This is a genomic window from Rhodococcus globerulus (genome assembly GCF_019334125.1).
Lineage (GTDB): Bacteria > Actinomycetota > Actinomycetes > Mycobacteriales > Mycobacteriaceae > Rhodococcus_F > Rhodococcus_F globerula.
This window is the reverse complement of the sequence record NZ_CP079698.1, coordinates 796257-817141: the sequence shown is the minus strand read 5'-3', so window position 1 is coordinate 817141 and position 20885 is coordinate 796257. Positions and strand designations below refer to the sequence as shown.

Annotated in this window: 18 protein-coding genes; 10 read left to right on the top strand and 8 right to left on the bottom strand. The window is 62.3% G+C overall.

The window, feature by feature from the left end:
- Positions 1-11 precede the first annotated feature (11 nt).
- From KYT97_RS03735 to KYT97_RS03715, 5 genes are all read left to right on the top strand, one after another.
- Positions 12-1316, top strand: coding sequence for a CoA transferase (locus tag KYT97_RS03735; protein ID WP_116103252.1), 1305 nt, complete (start codon positions 12-14; stop codon positions 1314-1316).
- A gap of 31 nt (positions 1317-1347) precedes the next feature.
- The gene (locus KYT97_RS03730; protein WP_116103250.1) at positions 1348-1824 is read left to right on the top strand and encodes an OsmC family protein; all 477 of its coding nucleotides are present in this window, start codon (positions 1348-1350) and stop codon (positions 1822-1824) included.
- Positions 1817-2851, top strand: a complete 1035-nt coding sequence (locus KYT97_RS03725; protein ID WP_219111780.1) for a nucleoside hydrolase — start codon at positions 1817-1819, stop codon at positions 2849-2851. Before KYT97_RS03730 ends, KYT97_RS03725 begins: the two co-directional genes overlap by 8 nt.
- A gap of 231 nt (positions 2852-3082) precedes the next feature.
- Positions 3083-4033, top strand: coding sequence for a sulfite exporter TauE/SafE family protein (locus KYT97_RS03720; protein ID WP_219111779.1), 951 nt, complete (start codon positions 3083-3085; stop codon positions 4031-4033).
- A gap of 178 nt (positions 4034-4211) precedes the next feature.
- On the top strand, positions 4212-6917 hold the full coding sequence (locus tag KYT97_RS03715; RefSeq protein WP_219111778.1) for a LuxR C-terminal-related transcriptional regulator: 2706 nt from the start codon (positions 4212-4214) through the stop codon (positions 6915-6917).
- A 32-nt stretch (positions 6918-6949) separates the two neighbouring features.
- Here the strand turns inward: KYT97_RS03715 and meaB are convergent, their stop codons facing one another.
- From meaB to mutA, 3 genes are read right to left on the bottom strand one after another with little or no spacing between them, the layout of a single operon-like run.
- Positions 6950-7969: a methylmalonyl Co-A mutase-associated GTPase MeaB gene (meaB, locus tag KYT97_RS03710; RefSeq protein WP_051730336.1), complete on the bottom strand. Its 1020-nt coding sequence runs from the start codon at positions 7967-7969 to the stop codon at positions 6950-6952.
- Between the two features lie 17 nt (positions 7970-7986).
- Positions 7987-10239, bottom strand: coding sequence for a methylmalonyl-CoA mutase (gene scpA / locus KYT97_RS03705; protein ID WP_219111777.1), 2253 nt, complete (start codon positions 10237-10239; stop codon positions 7987-7989).
- On the bottom strand, positions 10236-12131 hold the full coding sequence (gene mutA, locus KYT97_RS03700) for a methylmalonyl-CoA mutase small subunit (protein WP_219112798.1): 1896 nt from the start codon (positions 12129-12131) through the stop codon (positions 10236-10238). The genes scpA and mutA overlap by 4 nt, the downstream gene beginning before the upstream one ends.
- A gap of 400 nt (positions 12132-12531) precedes the next feature.
- Between mutA and KYT97_RS03695 the strand changes: the two genes are divergently transcribed.
- From KYT97_RS03695 to KYT97_RS03685, 3 genes are read left to right on the top strand one after another with little or no spacing between them, the layout of a single operon-like run.
- The gene (locus KYT97_RS03695) at positions 12532-13251 is read left to right on the top strand and encodes a TVP38/TMEM64 family protein (protein WP_219112796.1); all 720 of its coding nucleotides are present in this window, start codon (positions 12532-12534) and stop codon (positions 13249-13251) included.
- Between the two features lie 31 nt (positions 13252-13282).
- Positions 13283-13900 (top strand): MarR family transcriptional regulator, encoded by a 618-nt coding sequence (locus tag KYT97_RS03690; protein ID WP_219111776.1) that lies wholly within the window; start codon positions 13283-13285, stop codon positions 13898-13900.
- Positions 13901-13914: 14 nt separating this feature from the next.
- The gene (locus KYT97_RS03685; protein ID WP_045067727.1) at positions 13915-14448 is read left to right on the top strand and encodes a hypothetical protein; all 534 of its coding nucleotides are present in this window, start codon (positions 13915-13917) and stop codon (positions 14446-14448) included.
- A 36-nt stretch (positions 14449-14484) separates the two neighbouring features.
- Here KYT97_RS03685 and KYT97_RS03680 read toward each other — a convergent pair whose 3' ends face one another.
- From KYT97_RS03680 to KYT97_RS03670, 3 genes are read right to left on the bottom strand one after another with little or no spacing between them, the layout of a single operon-like run.
- Positions 14485-15759, bottom strand: coding sequence for an SPFH domain-containing protein (locus tag KYT97_RS03680; RefSeq protein ID WP_045067726.1), 1275 nt, complete (start codon positions 15757-15759; stop codon positions 14485-14487).
- Positions 15760-15763: 4 nt separating this feature from the next.
- A complete protein-coding gene (locus KYT97_RS03675) occupies positions 15764-16195 on the bottom strand; it encodes an NfeD family protein (RefSeq protein WP_033232071.1) in 432 nt (143 codons plus the stop codon).
- A 37-nt stretch (positions 16196-16232) separates the two neighbouring features.
- Positions 16233-17066, bottom strand: a complete 834-nt coding sequence (locus KYT97_RS03670) for a DUF3097 domain-containing protein (protein WP_033232072.1) — start codon at positions 17064-17066, stop codon at positions 16233-16235.
- 67 nt (positions 17067-17133) lie between these two features.
- Here KYT97_RS03670 and KYT97_RS03665 point away from each other — a divergent pair, with 67 nt between their 5' ends.
- Complete coding sequence (locus KYT97_RS03665) at positions 17134-17952, top strand: hypothetical protein (protein WP_045067725.1); 819 nt, start codon at positions 17134-17136, stop codon at positions 17950-17952.
- A 17-nt stretch (positions 17953-17969) separates the two neighbouring features.
- Here the strand turns inward: KYT97_RS03665 and KYT97_RS03660 are convergent, their stop codons facing one another.
- Both KYT97_RS03660 and KYT97_RS03655 read right to left on the bottom strand, forming a co-directional pair.
- Positions 17970-19658 (bottom strand): enoyl-CoA hydratase-related protein, encoded by a 1689-nt coding sequence (locus KYT97_RS03660; protein WP_245006006.1) that lies wholly within the window; start codon positions 19656-19658, stop codon positions 17970-17972.
- A 263-nt stretch (positions 19659-19921) separates the two neighbouring features.
- Positions 19922-20410, bottom strand: a complete 489-nt coding sequence (locus KYT97_RS03655; RefSeq protein ID WP_033232075.1) for a transcriptional regulator — start codon at positions 20408-20410, stop codon at positions 19922-19924.
- Between the two features lie 77 nt (positions 20411-20487).
- On the opposite strand from KYT97_RS03655, the gene KYT97_RS03650 reads away from it, so the two are divergent.
- On the top strand, positions 20488-20829 hold the full coding sequence (locus KYT97_RS03650) for a metallopeptidase family protein (protein WP_033232076.1): 342 nt from the start codon (positions 20488-20490) through the stop codon (positions 20827-20829).
- Positions 20830-20885: the final 56 nt, after the last annotated feature.

Here is a 20885-nt window from a genome sequence, read left to right as displayed (position 1 = left end):
AAAGGCATCGAATGGAGCACGGTTACGGGTTCTATCTGGACGAGTACCAGCGCGATGTCGGAGCGCACGTCCACTCCTCGATCACCTGTCCCGAGTCCGGGGGTTACCTCTCGGCGCACCTACCGGTGTTCGACCTCGCCGCCGGATCAGTGGCCGCTTTTGCGTCGGCGATAGACCGCTCGCCACTGGTTGATCGCACGCCATGGACACTCGATCCCGAACGCATCGCCGCGTCCTTCTCCAGTGACCGACTCCTGCGGATAGGCGGACAACCCGTCGACGCGTTCTCGGCGTACTCGGGCTTCTTTGCCGCCCGCGACGGCTGGGTGCGCACCCACGGCAACTACCCGCACCACCGCGACCGACTACTGTCCATCCTCGAACTGGGTTCCAGCGCAACCAAAGACGATGTAGTGCAACGGATATCCGCGATCGACGCCATCGAGATCGAACAGCGCGCCGCAGACGCCGGGGCTATCGCTGTCCGTGTCCGTACCGAGAACGAATGGCGTCTGAGCGAGCAGTACGCCACAGCGCGGTCGGCGCCGCTCGTATCCATCCGAGTCCGGGACACCGAAGGATCACCCACGCATTCGCCCCGATTGCGTGTTCTGGACCTCACCCGCGTCATTGCCGGACCTGTCGCAACACGCGCGCTGGCTCTACTCGGCGCCGACGTCCTGCGCCTGGATCCCCCAGGCATGCCGGAGATCGAATGGCAGCACCTGGATACGGGGCACGGAAAGCGTTCGGCACTTCTCGACCTGAAGAGCACAGAAGGCTCCGCACATTTCCGCGGACTTCTCGAAACCGCCGACGTGCTGGTGACCGGGTACCGGCCAGGCGCCCTCGAGGCACTCATCGGGCACGAACTCCCCGCGCACCTGATTCACGGACGGGTCAGTGCGTGGGGCTGGGACGGACCGTGGGCAGATCGACGCGGATTCGACTCCATCGTGCAAGCCGCCTCGGGGATCTCGTTCCTCGAAGGTGGCGACAAGCCTGGTGCGCTCCCGGCCCAAGCGCTCGACCACGCAACCGGATACTTCCTCGCGGCCGCCGTCGTGGACGCGCTGACCTTGCGAAGACAGGACGGGCTCGGTCGCGATGTCGACGTGGCACTAGCTCGGACCGGGGTCCGACTGCTCGATGCTCCGGGCCGAACCCTGCAACCCGGGCCGCCCGAGGCGCCAGGGCCAGATGTTGTTGTCAGTCATGGTGAAGTCACCACCGCGCGGCCGGCGCTGGCCGAGTTCGACGACTATCCGCGACCAGCACAGAAGTGGGGCAACGACGTTGCCGCGTGGGCGCGCTGAGATAGTGACGCATACAGGGCAAGATGGACATGTGAAGTCGCATACGTACACCCTGGATCTGCAATGGACAGGCGATCTGGGAACCGGAACATCCAGTTCACAAGCCTATTCGCGGGACCATTCCGTATCAGCCGCGGGCAAACCCGAACTCCTCGGCAGTTCCGATCCCGCTTTTCGTGGCGACCCGGAGCGGTGGAACCCCGAAGAACTGCTGGTCGCATCGCTCGCTCAGTGCCACATGCTCTGGTATCTCGGACTGGCCGCCGCTGCCGGAGTCGTTGTGCTCGACTACACAGATCAGCCGGTCGGCACGATGATCGAGGAGGCGGATGGTGACGGCCAGTTCATCGAAGTAACCTTGCATCCAACGGTTTTGGTGTCCGACACATCGATGGTCGACAAGGCTGAGGCTCTACACGGCCCCGCTCACGCGAAATGCTTCATCGCGCGGTCCGTGAACTTCCCTGTCCTGAATGCGCCTACCACGGTGGCTGCGACCGATGAATAACCGTCACAAGCTGATTGTCGACGTCGACACGGGCATCGACGACTCGCTGGCCCTGCTGTATCTGCTGGCCAGCCCCGAAGCCGAGATTCTCGGGATCGCGAGCACCGCCGGAAACGTCCCTGTGGAACAGGTCGCGGCAAACAATCTCAATTGGCTCGAGCTGTGCGGAGCCCCCGACATCGAGGTTGCCCTGGGCGCCACCGTGCCCCTGGTGATCCCGCTACGGACCACCGAGGAAACCCACGGACCGCAAGGTATCGGTCATGCGGTACTCCCCGATTCCGGGCGAGAGTTGTCGGTACGTACCGCCACCGAATTGTGGGTGGACCTGGTTCGTGAATATCCCGGTCAGATCACAGGTCTGGTGACCGGTCCCCTGACGAACCTTGCCCTCGCGATCCGGATCGAGCCCGACCTCCCACGTCTGCTGAATCGATTGGTCGTGATGGGCGGATCGTTCAACTACCCGGGAAACACCACGCCTACCGCCGAATGGAACGTCTCCGTCGACCCACACGCAGCGAAGGAAGTGTTCGACGCGTTTTCCGGTGTCCCGGCGCACCGGCGTCCGATCATTTGTGGACTCAATGTCACCGAGTCGATCGAGATGTTCCCGGAACACGTCCGTCGGCTTGCCGAAGCGGCGGGGAGCACCCCGGCCGAGATCATTTCCCCGGACGACGGACCGGACGTCCGCAGCGCCGCGTCCAACAGCGTCATCCGGCACCTGTCCGACGCCATCCGGTTCTACATGGAGTTTCATCGGGAGTACGACCAGGGATTCCTCGCCCACATGCACGACCCGTTTGCCGCTGCGATTGCCTTGGACCCGACGATAGCCACGCTGAGGCCGGCAACCGTGGATGTCGAAACCGAGAGCCCACTTCTGATCGGAACCACCGTCGCCGACTGGGTCGGACACTGGAAACGTGACCCCAATGCGGACATCGCCATCAGCACGGATCCGGTGAAGTTCTTCGATGAACTTGTCCAACGGGTGGGACGGTTCGCTCGCGCCGTGGGTTGAAATTCGCTGTCAACGGTTATGCTCGCTAGGAACAGAACCCACAAACGAGATAAAAGGACCCCACCGTGCAGATATCCAGCTCCGATGCCTCGCCGGCATTCGCGCTCGGATTGATGGCGTTCTGGCCCACTCGTCGTAGCGCATGCTTCGATCAGGCGTGTTGCTGAGCGGCGATTTCTCGCTGCCTGCACCCCTGACTTTGTCGCTTCTTCGCTCGGAGTCTGTCTTCTCATGTTCAACCTGCTGTTGTTCACACTTGTCGGTGCCGGCGCTCAACTTGTCGACGGCGCACTCGGAATGGCGTTCGGTGTCACCGCAACCACCCTGCTGATGATCGGCGGGCTCGGGCCTGCCCAGGCCAGTGCCGCTGTGCACCTTGCCGAGGTCGGAACTACCTTGGCTTCGGGTCTGTCGCACTGGAAGTTCCAGAACATCGACTGGAAGTTGGTCGCCAAGCTCGGTGTTCCGGGTGCAATAGGCGCATTTGCCGGTGCGACGGTTTTGTCCGGCCTGTCTACCGAAGCAGCGGTCCCCATTACGGCGACAATCCTCCTCGCGATCGGTGTCTATGTCGCGCTGCGTTTCTCGGTCCGCCCACCCGCGACCGCCCATGCTCGCAGTACACCGCACACTGCTCGGTTCCTATCCCCGCTCGGTCTGTTCGGAGGATTCATCGACGCCTCCGGGGGCGGCGGTTGGGGCCCTATCACCACCAGCACCCTGCTCTCGCGTGGCAAAACTGCTCCGCGCACCGTGATCGGTTCGGTCAGCGCGTCGGAGTTCCTGGTCGCATCAGCAGCGTCGTTGGGCTTCCTCGTCGGGCTTGGCCGCGAATCTGCCGGTAATCTCCTGGTTGTCGCCGGCCTGGCACTCGGCGGAATCATCGCAGCTCCAGCCGCCGCCTGGCTGGTCAGTAGAGTTCCCGCCACCTTGCTCGGCACTGCCGTCGGCGGTGTGATCGTGCTGACCAATACGCAGAAACTGTTCAAGTCCTTCGACATCACCGGCGCTGTGACGGTGCTCGGATACGTCGCAATCATCGGCGCCTGGGCCGCGTTGCTGGTCTACGCGTGGCAGCGGTCCAAGCTCACCGCAGCCGAAGCCCAAGGCGAGTTCGCCGGTATCGAACTGGCCGTCGAGAAAGAAATCACGGAGCCGACGGTCGCGCCCGAGAATCGATAAGTTCAGCTGCCGAAGAGCGATCCCGTCTACGAACCGGCATTCAACGAAGAAAGACGACGAAGTCGGAATATCCCTCGTTCACCCGATTAACACCGGCTAGGATCCTTGTGAACAAACGGTAGTAAACGACAAACCGTTCACATGGCGCGAAAGCTGCCGATATAAGGAGTCCGCTCTGGTGATCGGTAAGGACCGCCACAATTGGTCGTCAATTCCTGACTGGCGCGCCCACCCCGAGTCGATTTCGCACCAGCCGCAATTCACGAAACTCGATAAATATGCCGCGCTGACCATTATTCGCGCACCGATCGGTTACGGGAAATCCACCCTGGTCGCCTCGTGGTTGCGCACCATTCGCGCGACTGAGCGCATTTCCGTCTGGATCCCTGAGCCCGCTCCATCCATGACGGCTCGTGAATACTGGGCACACGCGCTGCAAAGGTTCGTCAGCGCCGGAATTGTCTTTCCGAATCCTGTGATCGAGCAAGAGCAAGACCCATTCACCGCGATAGTTCGGATGCTCCGCGACAACTCGCGCCCGGTCATTCTTGTATTGATCAGGCCGGACAAAGTGGATGGCAAGTTGGACGAAAGCCTCGCCGACCTCGTCAAGTATTGCCGATGCGTCAATCTCGTTGTGACCTTGACGGGGCGCACCGTGTTCCCCGAACCGCATTTGCTCGATCTCGATCAGGAATCGATCAGCGCGCACGACCTTCTCTACACGCTCGAGGATACGACGAGCGTTCTCGAAGGTTCCGGTGCACATATCGTTCCCGGCGAAATCGAACATATTTACTCAATGACCGGCGGGTTGCCAGTTTTGGTACGCCGTTCGATTTCGGTACTCAAAAACCTTCCAACTCAGGTCGGACGCGAACACCTTCTCCGGCATAACCTGCGACGAGTAATCCAGCACTACACCCAGGAATCTATCGCGGCCGAGGCGCACCTGGTCGGACACTACGATCTTGTCGTCGCTACGGCAGCAGCCCGTGAGCTCACCGTTGATACCGTCATGCACTTGCTCGAATCTTGCGAATCCTCTCAGCACATTCGCGATCGACTCATTGCGCTCGAAGCTGCCGGGGTTCTCTCGTATGTCGACACCGAGGTCGTGGAAACCTGGAGACTGGCACCGGCGATCCGACAATCCATCCTGACGTCCCAACCCTCCGGGGGAAGTGATCCGGCCGCTCGCCTGTCATACCTATCGCGCGCTCAACTCGATGCCGGACAACACGCGTCTGCGCTCGATTATGCAGTCGAGGCACAGGACTGGCCGCTTGCAGTCGACATTCTCGACAAGCACTGGGCGACGATGATCGCGGACAATCTCGAGTTGGTTCGCTCTGCCTTCCAGCAGATTCCGCCCGAGTCCACCGACAAGCACTCGAGCTTCCGGGCCGCACGCAATCTGTACCTGCAACATCCCGACGAGCAGGTGACCTTCGGGACCTCACTCCCCGATTCGGCTGATGAGTTACGCGAACTCGGGGCGAGTGCCGATGCCGTGTCAGCTCTCACCATCGGTTGCATCCAGGCTCTGATGCTCATGCACGTCGGCGAATACGATCGCGCTGCAGATGTCACCGTGCGTCTGATCGAACTGAGCCGCTACATCACTGAGACCGATCGGCACGACATCAGCGATCGACTTTCCACCATGCGAGCGCAATGGGCAATCACCTTTCAACTGAACGGCCGACTTGCCGAATCGACAGGCCTAGCGCGAATGGCCTACTGGAGCGGGAAATCGCAGCGCATCGACTACATCGCGCGAAGCGCCGCCGGCACAGCGGCACTGAACTGGGCGGTAGTCGGTGAACTGCACCGCGCACGGCAATGGTTGGATCTCGAAAACCAACATCGAAACGTCGAGATCAAGATGCAATCCCAGGTCAAGGTTGCCGGATTAACGGCCGGCGCCTTGGTGTCCCTCGATTCACTCGATTTCGAAGATGCCGAACGGGCACTGACCGAACTTGGGCACCCCACCGAGAACGATGCACTCTATGCGGACGAATTCTGGGCGTTCACCGTCTACGCCCGCAGTCAGTTCGCCCTCAGCACCAGTGACTCGTTCTCAGCGTTGTCGTTGCTGCGCAGAACAGTCGCTGCCCACTCCTCGCAGTGCAATCCGACGTCCATTGCCGAGCCACTGATGCTGTCCACCGAGATCGATCTACTTCTAGCCCTCGGCGAAGGAAACCAGGCCGCGTCACTTGCAGAGGGCATCGCCGATCCTGGAAGCAGCCCGTGGACCCTGGTGTCGGTCGCACGCGTCCGACAGCGTATGGGCCAGAACAAATCGGCGATCATCCTGTGCAGTCAGTACCAGTGGAATGGCGAGCCGTGCCCGCGCGCACAGATGGAATCCCTTCTGGTTCAAGCAGTTGCACATTCGGAACTCGGTGAGCATCATCGTGCAATCGAGGCGTGGTCCTACGCCTGCGCTATCGCAGACCAGACCGGACTGTTGCGCCCCTTCTCGACCATCGCCGCCGAAGATATCGAGAAGCTGGAAGCGGCCGCATCCACGCGATCGAAGGCACTCGAGAAATTTACGAATGTCTTTACCCCGGAATCGTTTCCGAAGTCCGTGCACATTGTCATCCTGACCGGTGGAGAACAACGGGTCCTCGCACTACTGGCCCTCGGCATGACCTCCGTTTCGATGTCCAGGCAACTTCATGTATCCGCCAACACGATCAAGTCGCAATTGCGTTCCCTGTACAAGAAACTCGACGCACACAATCGCGACGAGGCACTGGCGAAGGCACATGCATTACAGCTCCTGACGTTCGACATCGGTCGTCTCACGGACTCTGTTGTGCACCGCACCTGCAGAAACAGCACGGTCGTTGCACCTCCTCGAAAATGAGGAGCCGCAACGACCGTGCCTGACTTCTAGTGCTACTTGTCGCTTCCGTCGAATGCGTCCAGAATCCGTTGAGCAGCCAACGCCGCAGTCAACGATCCTTCGCGTACGCTTCGTTCGACATCGGCACGAATCGCGCGAACGTGCTCGTTGGCCGAAAGTCGGCGCAGCAGTTGGTCGTTCACCATCGTCCAGGTCCAGTCGACCTGTTGCTTCCGACGCTTCTCCTCGAACTGACCCGCCTCGGTCAACACCTCACGGTGCTTGGTGACAGTTCCCCAGAACTCGTCCAGGCCAAGACCTTCGAGACCGCTCATCGTGATGACGGGCGGCTTCCAGATAGCGTCGTGCGGGTAGATCAGACGAAGTGCTCCCGCAAGTTCGCGGGCAGCGCCCTGCGCCTCGCGCTCATGCTTGCCATCGGCCTTGTTGACCGCGACCAGATCTGCGAGTTCCAGAACACCCTTCTTGATGCCCTGCAACTGATCTCCGGTACGAGCGAGGGTCAGGAACGTGAAGCAGTCCACCATGTTGGCAACAGTGACTTCGGACTGCCCGACACCCACTGTCTCCACCAGGATGACGTCGAAACCGGCAGCTTCGAGAAGCACGATGGTCTCGCGGGTTGCCTTGGCAACACCACCGAGCGTGCCGGACGTCGGTGATGGCCGGATGTACGCGTTCGGTTCGACGGTAAGCCGAGCCATGCGCGTCTTGTCGCCGAGAATCGAGCCGCCGGTGCGGGTGGACGACGGATCGACCGCCAGCACCGCAACCCGATGTCCCTTGCCCAGCAAGTACATGCCGAGCGCGTCGATGAACGTCGACTTGCCGACGCCGGGAACGCCGGTGATGCCGATGCGGTGCGCTCCCCCGGCTTCGGGCAGCAACTTCAGCAGTAGTTGCTGCGCGAGCGCCCGATGATCGTCGCGTGTGGATTCGACGAGGGTGATCGCCCGGGCGAGGCCGGCGCGCTGATTTGCGCGCACGGCCTCGGCAAGGGAATCAACAGATGGCCTAGCAGCCGGCGTCGGCGTGTCGATGGGCTGTGCCATCTTCAGTCAACCCCTTCTCAGCTGCGATCGTGGCCCAGTTGGACGGCCAGCTTCTCCAGCAATCCGCTGGCAGCGTCGGCGATGACGGTTCCGGGCGGGAAGATGGCAGCAGCGCCGGCTTCGTAGAGTTCGTCGAAGTCGCCGGGCGGGATGACTCCGCCGACCACGATCATGATGTCGGGGCGACCGGCCGCAGCCAGCGCTTCCCGCAGTGCCGGCACCAAGGTGAGGTGACCGGCTGCCAACGACGACACACCGACTACGTGGACGTCGTTGTCGGCCGCCTGATTGGCGACCTCTTCGGGGGTCTGGAACAGCGGTCCGACGTCAACGTCGAATCCGATGTCCGCGAAGGCCGTGGAGATGACCTTCTGGCCACGGTCGTGACCGTCCTGGCCCATCTTCGCAACGAGGATGCGGGGACGACGCCCCTCGTTCTCGGCGAACTTCTCGACCAGTTCCATCGCTTTGCTGATGTTGCTCACCGATCCTGCCTCGTCTCGGTACACACCACTGATGGTGCGGATCTCGGCCTGGTGGCGGCCGTACACCTTTTCGAGGGCGTCGGAAATCTCGCCGACGGTAGCCATAGCGCGAGCGGCGACAACTGCGAGGGCGAGGAGATTGTTCTCCATGCCGCCTTCGGTGGATGCTGCGGCGCGGGTGAGGTTCGCGAGTGCGGCCTCGACGGCTTCCGGATCACGTTCCGCGCGAAGACGAACCAGCTTCTCGAGCTGTTCCTTGCGCACCTTGGAGTTCTCGACCTTGAGGACTTCGATGGTGTCGACCTCGTCGGGAACGTACTTGTTGACGCCGACCAACGGCTGCCGACCGGAGTCGATGCGCGCCTGCGTGCGAGCAGCAGCTTCCTCGATGCGCAGCTTCGGGATGCCTTCGTTGATGGCCTGAGCCATTCCGCCGGCTTCCTCGACCTCTTCGATGTGCTTACGTGCCCGGTTGGCGAGCTCGTTGGTGAGCCACTCGACGTAGTACGAGCCGCCCCACGGATCGATGGGCCGAACCGTACCGGACTCCTGCTGCAGCAGCAGCTGGGTGTTGCGGGCGATGCGGGCGGAGAAGTCCGTCGGCAGTGCGATGGCCTCGTCGAGTGCGTTGGTGTGCAGTGACTGCGTGTGTCCCTGGGTGGCAGCCATGGCTTCGACGCAGGTACGCGGAACGTTGTTGAAGACGTCCTGCGCGGTCAGCGACCAGCCCGAGGTCTGCGAGTGGGTACGCAGCGAGAGCGACTTCGCGCTCTTGGGATCGAACTTGGCAACAAGCTCGGCCCACAGGAGGCGTCCGGCGCGGAGCTTGGCGACCTCCATGAAGAAGTTCATGCCGATGGCCCAGAAGAAGGACAGGCGCGGTGCGAACTTGTCGATGTCCATACCGGCGTCGAGGCCGGCGCGAATGTACTCGACGCCGTCAGCGAGGGTGTATGCCAGTTCCAGATCGGCCGTCGCTCCGGCTTCCTGGATGTGGTAACCCGAGATGGAGATGGAGTTGTACTTCGGCATTTCCGCACTCGAGTACGCAAAGATGTCCGAGATGATCCGCATCGAGGGCTTGGGCGGATAAATGTAGGTGTTGCGAACCATGAACTCTTTGAGGATGTCGTTCTGGATCGTTCCGGCCAGCTTGTCGGGAGTGACACCCTGCTCGCCTGCCGCAGCAACGTACAGCGCGAGAATCGGCAGCACAGCGCCGTTCATCGTCATCGAGACCGACACCTGTGAGAGGTCGATTCCGTCGAAGAGTTGACGCATGTCGAGGATGGAATCGATTGCGACACCGGCCATTCCGACGTCACCGGCAACGCGGGGGTGATCGGAGTCGTAGCCGCGGTGGGTCGCGAGGTCGAACGCGACCGACAGGCCCTTCTGACCGGCCGCGAGGTTACGACGGTAGAACGCATTCGATTCGGCGGCAGTGGAGAAGCCGGCGTACTGGCGAATGGTCCACGGCTGGTTCACGTACATGGTCGGGTACGGACCACGCAGGAACGGTGCAGCACCCGGGAAGCTGTCGAGCGGGTAACCGGACTCGGCGGCGGCCGCGCGGTCTGCACCGGTGTACACCGGCTTGACGTCGATGCCTTCCGGGGTGGACCAGACAACCTGCTCGGCGGCGTAGTTGTTGGCGGTGGCACCCTCTTCGATGAGGGCCTGTGTCTGCTCGACCGACGGTGGTGTGGGTGCCGGGGACTGCGGGTCCTCGAGTGGGACCTCGGCGAAACTGCCGATCACGTGCTTGACCTCTCGTGTCGTCACTTGGAGCTTCCCGTCTCGATGAAGTCGAGCAGTTCGGTCAGAGCCGATACTGCGTCGATGCGGGCTGTGAGGAATCCGTCCGGACGCGAATCGCCCGCGGCATCGCCGACGGCCTTTTCCGGGCCGGCCAGCAGCACCTTGGTGATACCGGCAGCGCGCAATTCTGCGACGGCCGCTGCGGCGCTCTCGCCGTAACGCTTGTCCGTGCCACACAGCACGGCGACGGTGGCGCCGGATGCCTTGACTGCAGCGGAGATGGCTTCTGCGCCTACCTCGAGCGGGCCGGGGTTGACTGCGTCGATACCGCCCGAAGCGAGAAGGTTCGACGCAAACGTGGTGCGAACGTTGTGTTCTGCAACCGAGCCCAGCGGCGCGAGCAGCGCAGTGGGGCGGGCGCCGCCGGCAGCGAGGAATGCGTCCGAGCGGTCACGAAGCGCTTCGAACGCAGCCGCGTACCGGGCGACGGACTGGCCGGGCTCGACGGCTTCGGCGGAAAGCGGTGTTTCGCCGAGGTTCGGGAACTCGTTGACACCGGTGACCGTGGTCTTGCGGTGTGCGATGTCGGAGTCGCGCTTGGCCTTGGTAGCGGCGATGCGATCGGAGACGATTCCCGCTTCGAGTGCAGCCAGATATCCGCCGGCTGCTTCGATTTCCTGGAAGAACTCCCAGGCAGTCGCGGCGATCTGCTGTGTCAGGTCTTCGACATACCAGGAGCCGGCCGACGGATCGAGCACGCGGCCCAGGTGCGACTCTTCGAGCAGCAGCAACTGTGTGTTGCGGGCGATGCGTGAGGAGAACGACTTGCTGACGCCGAGGGTGCCGTCGGCCAGGGCGACGTCGAACGGAAGAACCGTCACCGCGTCTGCTCCACCGACACCGGCGCCGAATGCGGCGAGGGTGGTGCGCAGCATGTTCACCCAGGGATCACGCTGAGCCATCATCGCGGCGGACGTGACAGCGTGCTGTGGTGCGCCGCCGAAGTCGGATGCGCCGCAGACCTGAGCGATGCGGGCCCACACGAGACGTGCGGCACGGAACTTCGCGATGGTCTGGAACTGATCGTCGGTTGCCGAGTAACGGAAAGCCAACTGCGCCAACGCAGCACCGATGGTCAGATCGCCGTCTGCGGTAAGCGCGCGGAGGTATTCGAGACCGGCTGCGACGGCCGCTCCGAGCTCCTCGGCGTCACCGGCGCCGGCATTGTGGAATGCCGTGCCGTCGACGGTGATGGCCCGCACCGATTCGGCGCGAGCGTCAGCGGCGACAGCTAGCTCGACTGCTTCTGTCAGCTCGACGTCGGCTGCGCCGGAGAAGGAACTCGTCAGCGGTGCCGTGCCGAGGTTGATGCGGATGCTTGCGCGATCGCTGACTCCGTCACCGGCTTCCGCGCGGGCATCGAGCAGTGCCAGGATCGCGCGGGCGGCGGCGCTTGCGTCGGCGCCGGCATCGAGTGTGAGCGGAGCGAGATCGAGGAGCACGCCCTCGAGCGCCGAATTCAGATCGGCGACGGAGACGCCACCGAGTCCGGCTTTGAGCCAGATCGCACTGACACCGTTCTCGAGTGCGTCGAGGATGGTCCGGTTGGTGTCTGCGGCGGAAGCGGTTCCGAACTGAGCCGAAACCAACCAGCCTGCATTGACGTCGCGATGAGCGTCGACTCCGCGGACGTACGGGAAGCTACCGGGCAGGGTCTGCTCGGGGCGCTCGTCGCGTGGGCTGTAGAGCGGTGCGACAGTGACGCCGTCGTATGTGACGGTTTCGAGCAGTTTCTGCGGCTCGGGGCCTAGTTCTGCGGCGTCGACTCGACGGGACTTGGCGAGCACTCCGGCGACGGAGCGTTGCCACTCCGCATATGCCTGCTCGACAGCCTCGGCTTCTGAAGCTAATGACACTGTGTCCGCTGCCTCTCGTTGTGCGTAAGCGTTATACCTGTTATCGGAACTGTTCATCGAATTGCTCGTTATGGCTGTGATGCTAACCCGCCTTCGGACGTGCTTATCGTGAGGATCACGTCACGTTCGCGGCGAAGGGGTCTGCTAAGGCCGCCCGACAACTTGCCTACCGGCTGGTACGGCGCGGATTGGCGTGTAGCCATGATCCTTACCTAGCGATTGTTCAGCACGTTTACGAGTTACCGGCGAGTCGGTACCACTGGGCGGGACCTCCAACGTCACCCCTACCCGAAGGGTAGTGGTTTTCATCACATCACGCTGGTAGGGGCACCCGGTTTCCGGACGACTGGGCCGCATACGTCGGGATTCCTCACGCGCACCGGTAACCTTGTGCCCTGTGATGGGGCGCCTGCTGGACCGAAGATTGATCGCGATTGTCCTGCTGGTGCTCGCACTCTTCGTGGCGGCACTCCTTGCGCCGCACCCGTCGGTTTCTCAGGTCCGGGAGTGGGCGGATTCCATCGGACCGATGTTTCCGCTCGTGTTCTTTCTTGTTCATTCCCTGGTTACCGTCGCGCCCTTTCCTCGGACGGTTTTCACCCTCAGCGCCGGCGTGCTGTTCGGATCGGCGACAGGTATCGCCCTGACGGTTGGGGCAACCACGGTCAGTGCCATCCTGGCTCTGTATCTCGTCCGCGCCATCGGCCGAGAGGTGGTCTGGCAACGGATATCGAGTCCGACAATCAGGCGAGTGGACGAGCGGATCGAGAAACGCGGATGGCTGGCCGTTGGGTCGCTACGTTTAATCGCGTTCGTCCCGTTTTCGGTGGTGAACTACTGCTGCGGCATTTCGTCGATCCGCCTGGTGCCCTACGTGATCGCCACAGTGGTGGGAATTCTGCCCGGCACGATCGGAATCGTCGTACTCGGCGATGCCCTGTCCGGCGAAGCCGACCCTCGCCTGCTTGTGCTGTCAGGAATCTGCATTGCCATTGGCATCGGAGGATTGCTGTTCGACGCCCGCAAGACGTCCGTGGAACTGCACCAACCGTCCGATGGCCAAGCCCTTACGGGTCAAACCCTGGAGGTTGATAGCGGGAAGTCAACTTCTAAAGATTGACATAGAGAAGTCAACCTCTTAATGTTGACTAATGTTCGTACTGACAGTCGACCAACGCGGTAGTCGCCGTGATGTCGACCGCGTCGACAAAGTCCTTCGCGATCTCGCGTCCGCCCCCCTCGTCCGAGGGTTCGAGCGGACAGCAGGCGACGAAATTCAAGCAGTCACCGACGATCCCCAACTCCTGGTGCACCTGGCGCTCGAACTACTGCGGCGCGAATACTGGAGTGTCGGAATCGGAATCGGCCCCGTCGAAGAACCACTTCCCGCCCAGACCCGCGCCGGGCGCGGACCAGCATTCGAGGCGGCACGCATCGCCGTCGAACGCGCCAAGAAAGCCCCCGCGCGTATCTCCGTCGAGCAGGCCCCAGCCGACGGCGACCTCGCCGAACTTGCCGCGGACATCGACGGCGCCCTGACCATGCTTGGCACGATCGTGCTTCGGCAAACACCTGACGGACGTGCGGCTATCGCATTGATGGACGACGGCCTCACCCAGGCCGCCGCCGCCGAGCGGCTCGGAATCACCAAGCAGGCCATGTCGAAACGCCTGCTCACCGCCGGCTGGCAAGCCGAACTTGCCGGCCGACGACTCTCCCAGCGGCTACTTGTCCGAGCCCAGACCTACACTGCTCGCACCACACACTGACAGGGGCGCATTACATGGTTGTTCTGGCACTGATCGCGCTCGCAGTTGCAGCCGCAGCACCGCTGGTCACGGCTGCGCTGCCAAAACTGAGCGGCGGCCACGTCCAGGTTCCCGAATGGGTATCTGCCACCGTGGCTCTACCCGCCCTCGGGGTTGCGGCGCTGGCCGCCAGTCGGACCACACCGGTCACGGGATTTGCGCTCGGAGCGACACTTGTCCTGTGTGTCCTGGCTTCGGCCACCGCGGGTGCTCCCGTGGTTTTGGCCACGTTCAAGGTTGCGAGACGGCAACCGGACGGCAGCCCCGCACCCAACGCTGGTCCATTGCGCGGTGGCCGCGTCATCGGAGTCCTCGAGCGCATCGCCGTCGCAGTGTCCATTCTGGCTGGGTGGCCGGAAGGTATCGCAATCGTGTTGGCAGTCAAGGGATTGGCCCGGTATCCCGAACTGCGTGAACCCCATGCCTCGGAACAGTTCATCATCGGAACCTTCGCCAGCGTTCTCTGGGCGATTGCTGTCTGCGGAACAGGAAAAGCGCTGATCACGTAGTTCTAGTGATCAGCGCTTTTCGAATTCATTCAAATATTAGTGACGCGGTCCGCCCTCCGGCGGTTGGTCTTGATACGGGTATTTCTGCTGGAATTCTCCAGGTTCCGGCTCCTGCTGGAACTGTCCGGACCATTGGCTTTCACCTGGTGCCGGCAGCGCCGGGTCGGTGAACTGCGGGGCGCTTTCGCGCTGTGCGCGAACCGCTGCCGCAGGATCCTCTACCGGTGTCCGGGCCGCGATTTCCGCAGCGCGGACAGCTTCGGCGATAGCCGGGTCGGACTTTGTCTCGAACCATTCGGCTACCTCGTCGGAATCGTCCTCCGGGCTGGGCAGGTTCTCTTCCGCCGCGGGCGGTTCGTACCGGAACACGCCGTCATCGCCTGGTGCACCCAGTGTTTTTGCGAAGCCCTTGAGTGCGTCGCCGAAATCGCTCGGCACCAGCCACACTTTGTTCGCGTCACCCTGCGCCATCTGAGGCAACGTCTGAAGGTACTGGTATGCAAGCAGTTCCGGCGTCGGCTTACCCGACTTGATGGCGGCAAAGACCTTCTCGATTGCCTTGGCTTCACCTTGCGCCTGCAGATACTTGGCAGCGCGATCACCCTGCGCGCGAAGGATTTGCGACTGACGCTCGCCCTCGGCGTTGAGAACGGAGGCCTGCTTGTTGCCTTCAGCTGACAGGATCTGACTCTGCTTCGCACCCTCTGCCGTCTTGATCGCAGCTTCGCGGTGCCCCTCAGCCGTGAGAATCATGGCGCGCTTCTCGCGGTCGGCCTTCATCTGCTTTTCCATCGACTCCTGAATCGACGGCGGCGGATCGATGCTCTTGAGTTCGACGCGTGCGACCCGCAGGCCCCAGCGGCCGGTTGCTTCGTCGAGCACACCACGCAACTGACCGTTGATGGAGTCACGCGAGGTCAGCGTCTCTTCCAGCGTCATACCGCCGACGACGTTACGCAGAGTCGTAGTGGTCAACTGCTCGACCGCGGCAATGTAGTTGCTGATCTCGTACACCGCAGCCTGCGGATTGGTGACCTGGAAATACACCACGGTGTCGATGGACAACGTCAGGTTGTCCTGCGTGATCACCGGTTGCGGGGGGAAGGACACAACGCGTTCACGCAGATCTACCTTCGCTCGCACCCGATCCGCGAAGGGGATCAGAAATGTGAGCTGACCCGACACTGTTTTCGAGTACCGACCGAGTCGCTCGATGACCGCGGCTTCTGCCTGCGGTACCAGTGCTACCGATTTCGCAACCACCAAGATCACGAAAAGCACCAAGACACCAAGAACTATAAGTGCTGCCATGTTTTTACGGTCCCCTCCAGACAACTGCTGTTGCCCCGTTGATTTCCATCACCGTCACCGTTGTCCCCGCCGGATACACGTCAGCGCTGTCGAGCGGGCGAGCCGTCCATATCTGACCGTCCAGCTTGACCTGACCGGCATGCTCGCCGACCTCTTCGAGAACGACGGCACGTTTACCTTCGAGCGCTTGAATTCCCATCGGAGTGGGCGGCGGAGTCCCGAAGCGTCGCAACAGGAAAGGCCGAACACCGAGAATGAGCACTCCCGAGAACACGCCGAACATGACGGCGTCGACCCACACGGGAAAATCGGTGACCGAACTGACACCGGCAGTAGCAAGCGCCCCACCGGCGAGCATCAGCAGAAAGAAATCTCCTGCCAGTGCTTCCGCGCCGGCGAGCACAAGTGCCCCGACAAGCCAAAGAAGTGCAGCCACAACACCATCTAACCAGAGAGTGTGATCTGCGCCGCGCCTACGTCAGGTTCGGCTCGGTGACAAAATCGACAAGCTGTTCGACGGCTCCGATCAGCGGAGCTTCCAGATCGCGGAAGCTCTCCACCGCGTTGTAGACACGTCGCCACCCTTCCTGAGGTGTCCCCCAGCCGAGTTCGCGGCAAATCCCCGTCTTCCAGTCCTCACCGCGCGGAATCTTCGGCCAGGCAGCAATTCCGACGGACTTGGGCCGGACCGCTTCCCAGACGTCGATGTACGGATGGCCCGTCACCAACACGTTCGGGCCGAGGCCCTGCGTCAGTTGCGTTTCCTTCGAGCCGGTCACCAGGTGATCGACAAGAACACCGACTCGTCGCCCGGGACCTGGGCCGAACTCCGCAAGTCGCTCCCCCAGGTTGTCCAAGCCCTCGAGGTGTTCGACAACTACACCTTCGACGCGCAGGTCGTGTCCCCACACCCGTTCCACCAGGGCTGCGTCGTGGACACCCTCCACCCAGATCCGGCTGGGAAGTGCTGTGCGAGCGCGTAATCCTTCAACCCGGGTCGAGCCTGACGCGGACCTCGCCGACTGTGCCGACGCCGCCTTCGGTGCCGGTCGCACCAACGTCACGGGTGCGCCGTCGATGAGGAATGCAGCCTCACGCATCGCAAACAGTCGCTTCTGCGAGCGGCCGTCCTCGAGCCGAACAAAATCACCGTCGTACGTGCGCTCGAATCCGACGACCGCGCCGCAGAATCCCGTTGCCGCATCCTCGACGACGAGGTCGCGCTCGGCCGCCACCTGAGGCACTTGACGTTTCTGGGTGCGGGCATGGCCCGCGAAGATGTCACCGTATCCGTTTCCACCGCTCACGCCGGATAACGCTAGGTGACAACGCCCAAGGGGCACAGGTTGCCACGCCGAACTAAACTCTTCTGTCATGAGTTCTCCCAGCGCAACGCTCACCGTGTGGGCAGCATCATGGCTCGCCGGCGACAGCGCCCCGGACGACGTCATCGATGCGCTCGTGGCGTGGGCGCCGATGCATTTGATCGGTGCCGCCGACGCGGATACCGCGTCGGCCCTCGGACTCGACTGGCCGGGCATCACCGACGGTGGCGCGCCGATGTTGCTCCGGGTGCTGCGACGCGCCGGGAACATCTCTCCGACCGACTTACGATTGGCGCTACCTGCCCCGGGTGATGTGCGCGGGCTGCCTGCCGGTACGGGCTTCGCCGCAGCCGCGTTGGGCGCCGGTGAGGGTGTTCTGGTCGGCGCTGCGGGATCTGCGGGAATCGGGCTTGTTCCCGTGCATGAAGGTCCCGACGTTCTGCGCTGGACGGTGTACTCCGTGCCGACCGTGACGGGGCCGGCCGAGTATGTCGGTCTCGGAGAAGCCGAATATTCGATGCGCGAGGCCGTTCGCGACGCCGCCGCGGCACTGCTGTCGCTTCAGACCGTCCCCACCGGCACGCCGGGTGACGATGCCCGGGCAGCAATTGCCGATGCACTCTCCGACCTGGCGCATCACCGCTACCCCGATTCCCTTGCACCTCGGGCGCTGCGAGTCCTCGACAGCGCCGATCAGGTTGCCGCTATTTTGACTGTGGCCGAGCATGATTCGACCAACCAACCACCCAGCATCTCCGCTGTCCATGCCCGAGAATCCTTGTTGCGGCCGCTGTGGGCCGCGGTGCGATCCGCCCGAACAGCAGCGGTGGCGAGTGCCTCCTCACACCACCCGGCGGGCGAAAACTAGACAGCGACAGTCACCGATCACAACTTGCGAACGAATTTTCGACGTTTCTCAGCGAACCCGTTGCGATCACCGAACATGTCGCTCTTCATTTCCTCGAGTTCCCGCTGTTCGTACGGCGCGACCGGATCGAGTGCGAGCCGCGATCGTTTCTTCTCGAGCATCGCTTTCCGCCGATCCCCGACGAGAAGGTCTGTTGCGATCTTGTTCAGCCACGACTCGAAAAGCATCGGATCGCGAGGCCCGATGGCATCAACAAGTCCGATCTGTCGAGCCTGACCGATGCTGATGGGTTGACACTCCGAAAGCAGCCGCCGAGCCTGGTAGTCACCAACCCGGACGGGAAGCGTGTACGTGTGCAATTCCGAGCCGAACAAACCCATCGTGGCGTAGTGCGGATTGAGAACTACACCGTCCCGGGCTGCGACGACGTCGGCACCGAGTGGAAGCATGACGCCGCCGGCGCCGGCATTTCCGGTGAAGGCGGCAACGATCACCTGGTCGACGCAATTGACGATCTGGTTCGCGACCGAGTTGATGGCCTTGATGTTCGACCACGCTTCACCGGCCTGATCGGCGGCGGCCTCGATCACATTGAGGTGAATACCGTTGCTGAATCCGCTGTAATCACCGGTCAACACCAAAACCTTGGTATCAAGTTCGATGGCCCAGCGCAGACGATCGGCTAACCGTCGGCACTGCGCGGTGCTCATCGCGCCGTTGTAGCAACGGAAGGAGAGGTAGCCGATGTCGCCGTCCCGGTGGTAGTCGATACCCGGGTAGCGACTGTCTTGCACCTGCGGAACAAAGGTGCCTGGGCGAACCACGGCTGTCGCCGGGAGCTTGAAACCTGCCGGACCTTCAGGGCGCGCTTGGCCGATCCAGACGGTCCCGGCGCCGGTGGCAACACGGATTGCCTCGTGGTGATACTCGAGAATGGTGCCGGGGTCGGCGTCGACATGAGCGTCGAGGTGTGCGTCGTAGACAAATACACGGTCGAGTCCCAATTCGGTGTTCACACCGGGAAAACCGTCCGCCGCATTGATCGCGCGCATGATGCTCGGTGCGTCCTGTGACCACGAGAATGCGCGATCTGCTTGTTTCATGACCGGCCGCGTCGTCGCGGACGCTACCGGCCGCGGTACCGATTCCGAGGTAAGCGGCACAAAATCCGGAGTTCCGAACTTGTCGACTACTTCCTGGATGCACTCCACCGCTGCGGCGGTAACCGCATCGTTGTAGACCGCAGATTTGGGGGCACCGGCGCACAGGTCGAAGGTTCGCCACGCCCACACCGGTCCACCGTCGAGTTCCTCGCGAGCTTGTAATGCGGTGACGCCCCAGCTGCTCTCGCCATCCGCGATCGCCCAGTCCAGCGAAGAGGGACCTCGATCCCCTGGCGGTCCGGGATGGATGATGATCGTCGTCCATCTTCGCCAAATCTCTTCCGGTATATAAACTTTCAGATACGGGCAGATGATGAGATCGAAGTCGTCAGGTGCAGTGGCCACGAGCGCCGACTCCGCGTCCGACACCACTGCCGTCCGCACTCGATGGCCGGCCTCGCGTAACACCAGCGCCGCCCGCTGCGACAGCCCGTTGTCCGAGGTGACAAGAAGTAGCACCGTGCGCCTCGGCGTCGGCGACTCGCTTGGCTGGTTTCGGGCAAACAGGCCAACAGCGACAGTGCGCAATCGCTGCCCGCTCACCCAACCGCCACGTTGCCTAGACGTTGCTGGTGGTGACATCACGTTATTCGAGGCAACCGTCAGCGACACAGCTGACGACATCGCCCTGGGGGTCGAAACCATGAATTCCCCTGCTTGCATAGTCGGGTATCAACGGCGTAGACCAGGCTCCCCCAAGCACGACCAACGCACCGATAGGTTGAATTAGGTACTTGGGGACCATATACCTACAGTCGGTTTGTTTCAACAGCTACTATCAAGCAAACAGTTTGCTGGAGCTGACGTCAGGGAGTTTTGTGGTTGATCGCAATATGCCGGTCGATTCGAATGTGCTCATCAAGCGTCGGGTACCGCAAGCCTGTGTCCTGCCCGTATCCCTGACGACGCAACCACGCCAGAACATCTCCCCAGAACCAGATGCCACCCGCCACCGAGTTGTAGGGAACGGGGAAGGGCGTCGACGCTTGCCGAACTCCGCGCACCCACTGTCCGACGGCTTGCCGCGTGACACCAGCACGATCTGCGATGTCCTGCCGGGACACCAGATCCGGATGAGTCCGCTCGGGTCGCACACCGGAGCCGGCAAGTTGGTCGACAAGAGTGATCGCGGTCGTCGCCGCCCGCATGCCTTCCGCGGTGAGAGTCAACAACTGCAGACCTTTTCGCTCCTCCACCCGTCCACCCAGGGACTTGGCGAGCATCTGTTCCTGCGAGAGCGTCAGCAAGGGAACGATAAACGTGAATTCGTAACGCTGGTACAGATCATCGGCCACTCCACCAACATAGCCGCACGCTGCACTGTTTCCAGATGGACACACCCCCAGGGGCGCGATTCCCGCACAATAGTCAGATGATCGACGTCGACGACGCCCAGTTCGAGGACATGGTCAAACGCGCCTTGGACACCTTGCCGCCCAAACTCGGTCGCGAAATGGCCAATGTTGCGGTGACCGTTCAACTCGAAGGTGGCCCACCCGGACTGCTCGGTTTGTACCAAGGAATTCCGCTCACGAAGCGAACAACGACCTACGCCGGTGTACTTCCCGACCGCATCACCATCTACCGTCGATCGATCTGCTCGATCTGCTCCACCGAAGACGAGGTTGTCGAGCAGGTACGACGCACAGTGATCCACGAGATCGGTCATCACTTCGGCATCGGAGATCCCCGTTTACGAGAGCTCGGTTGGTGACATCACACTCACATAGGCCACGAAAATGAGCTAGAGGTTGATAATCGCCGAATAGT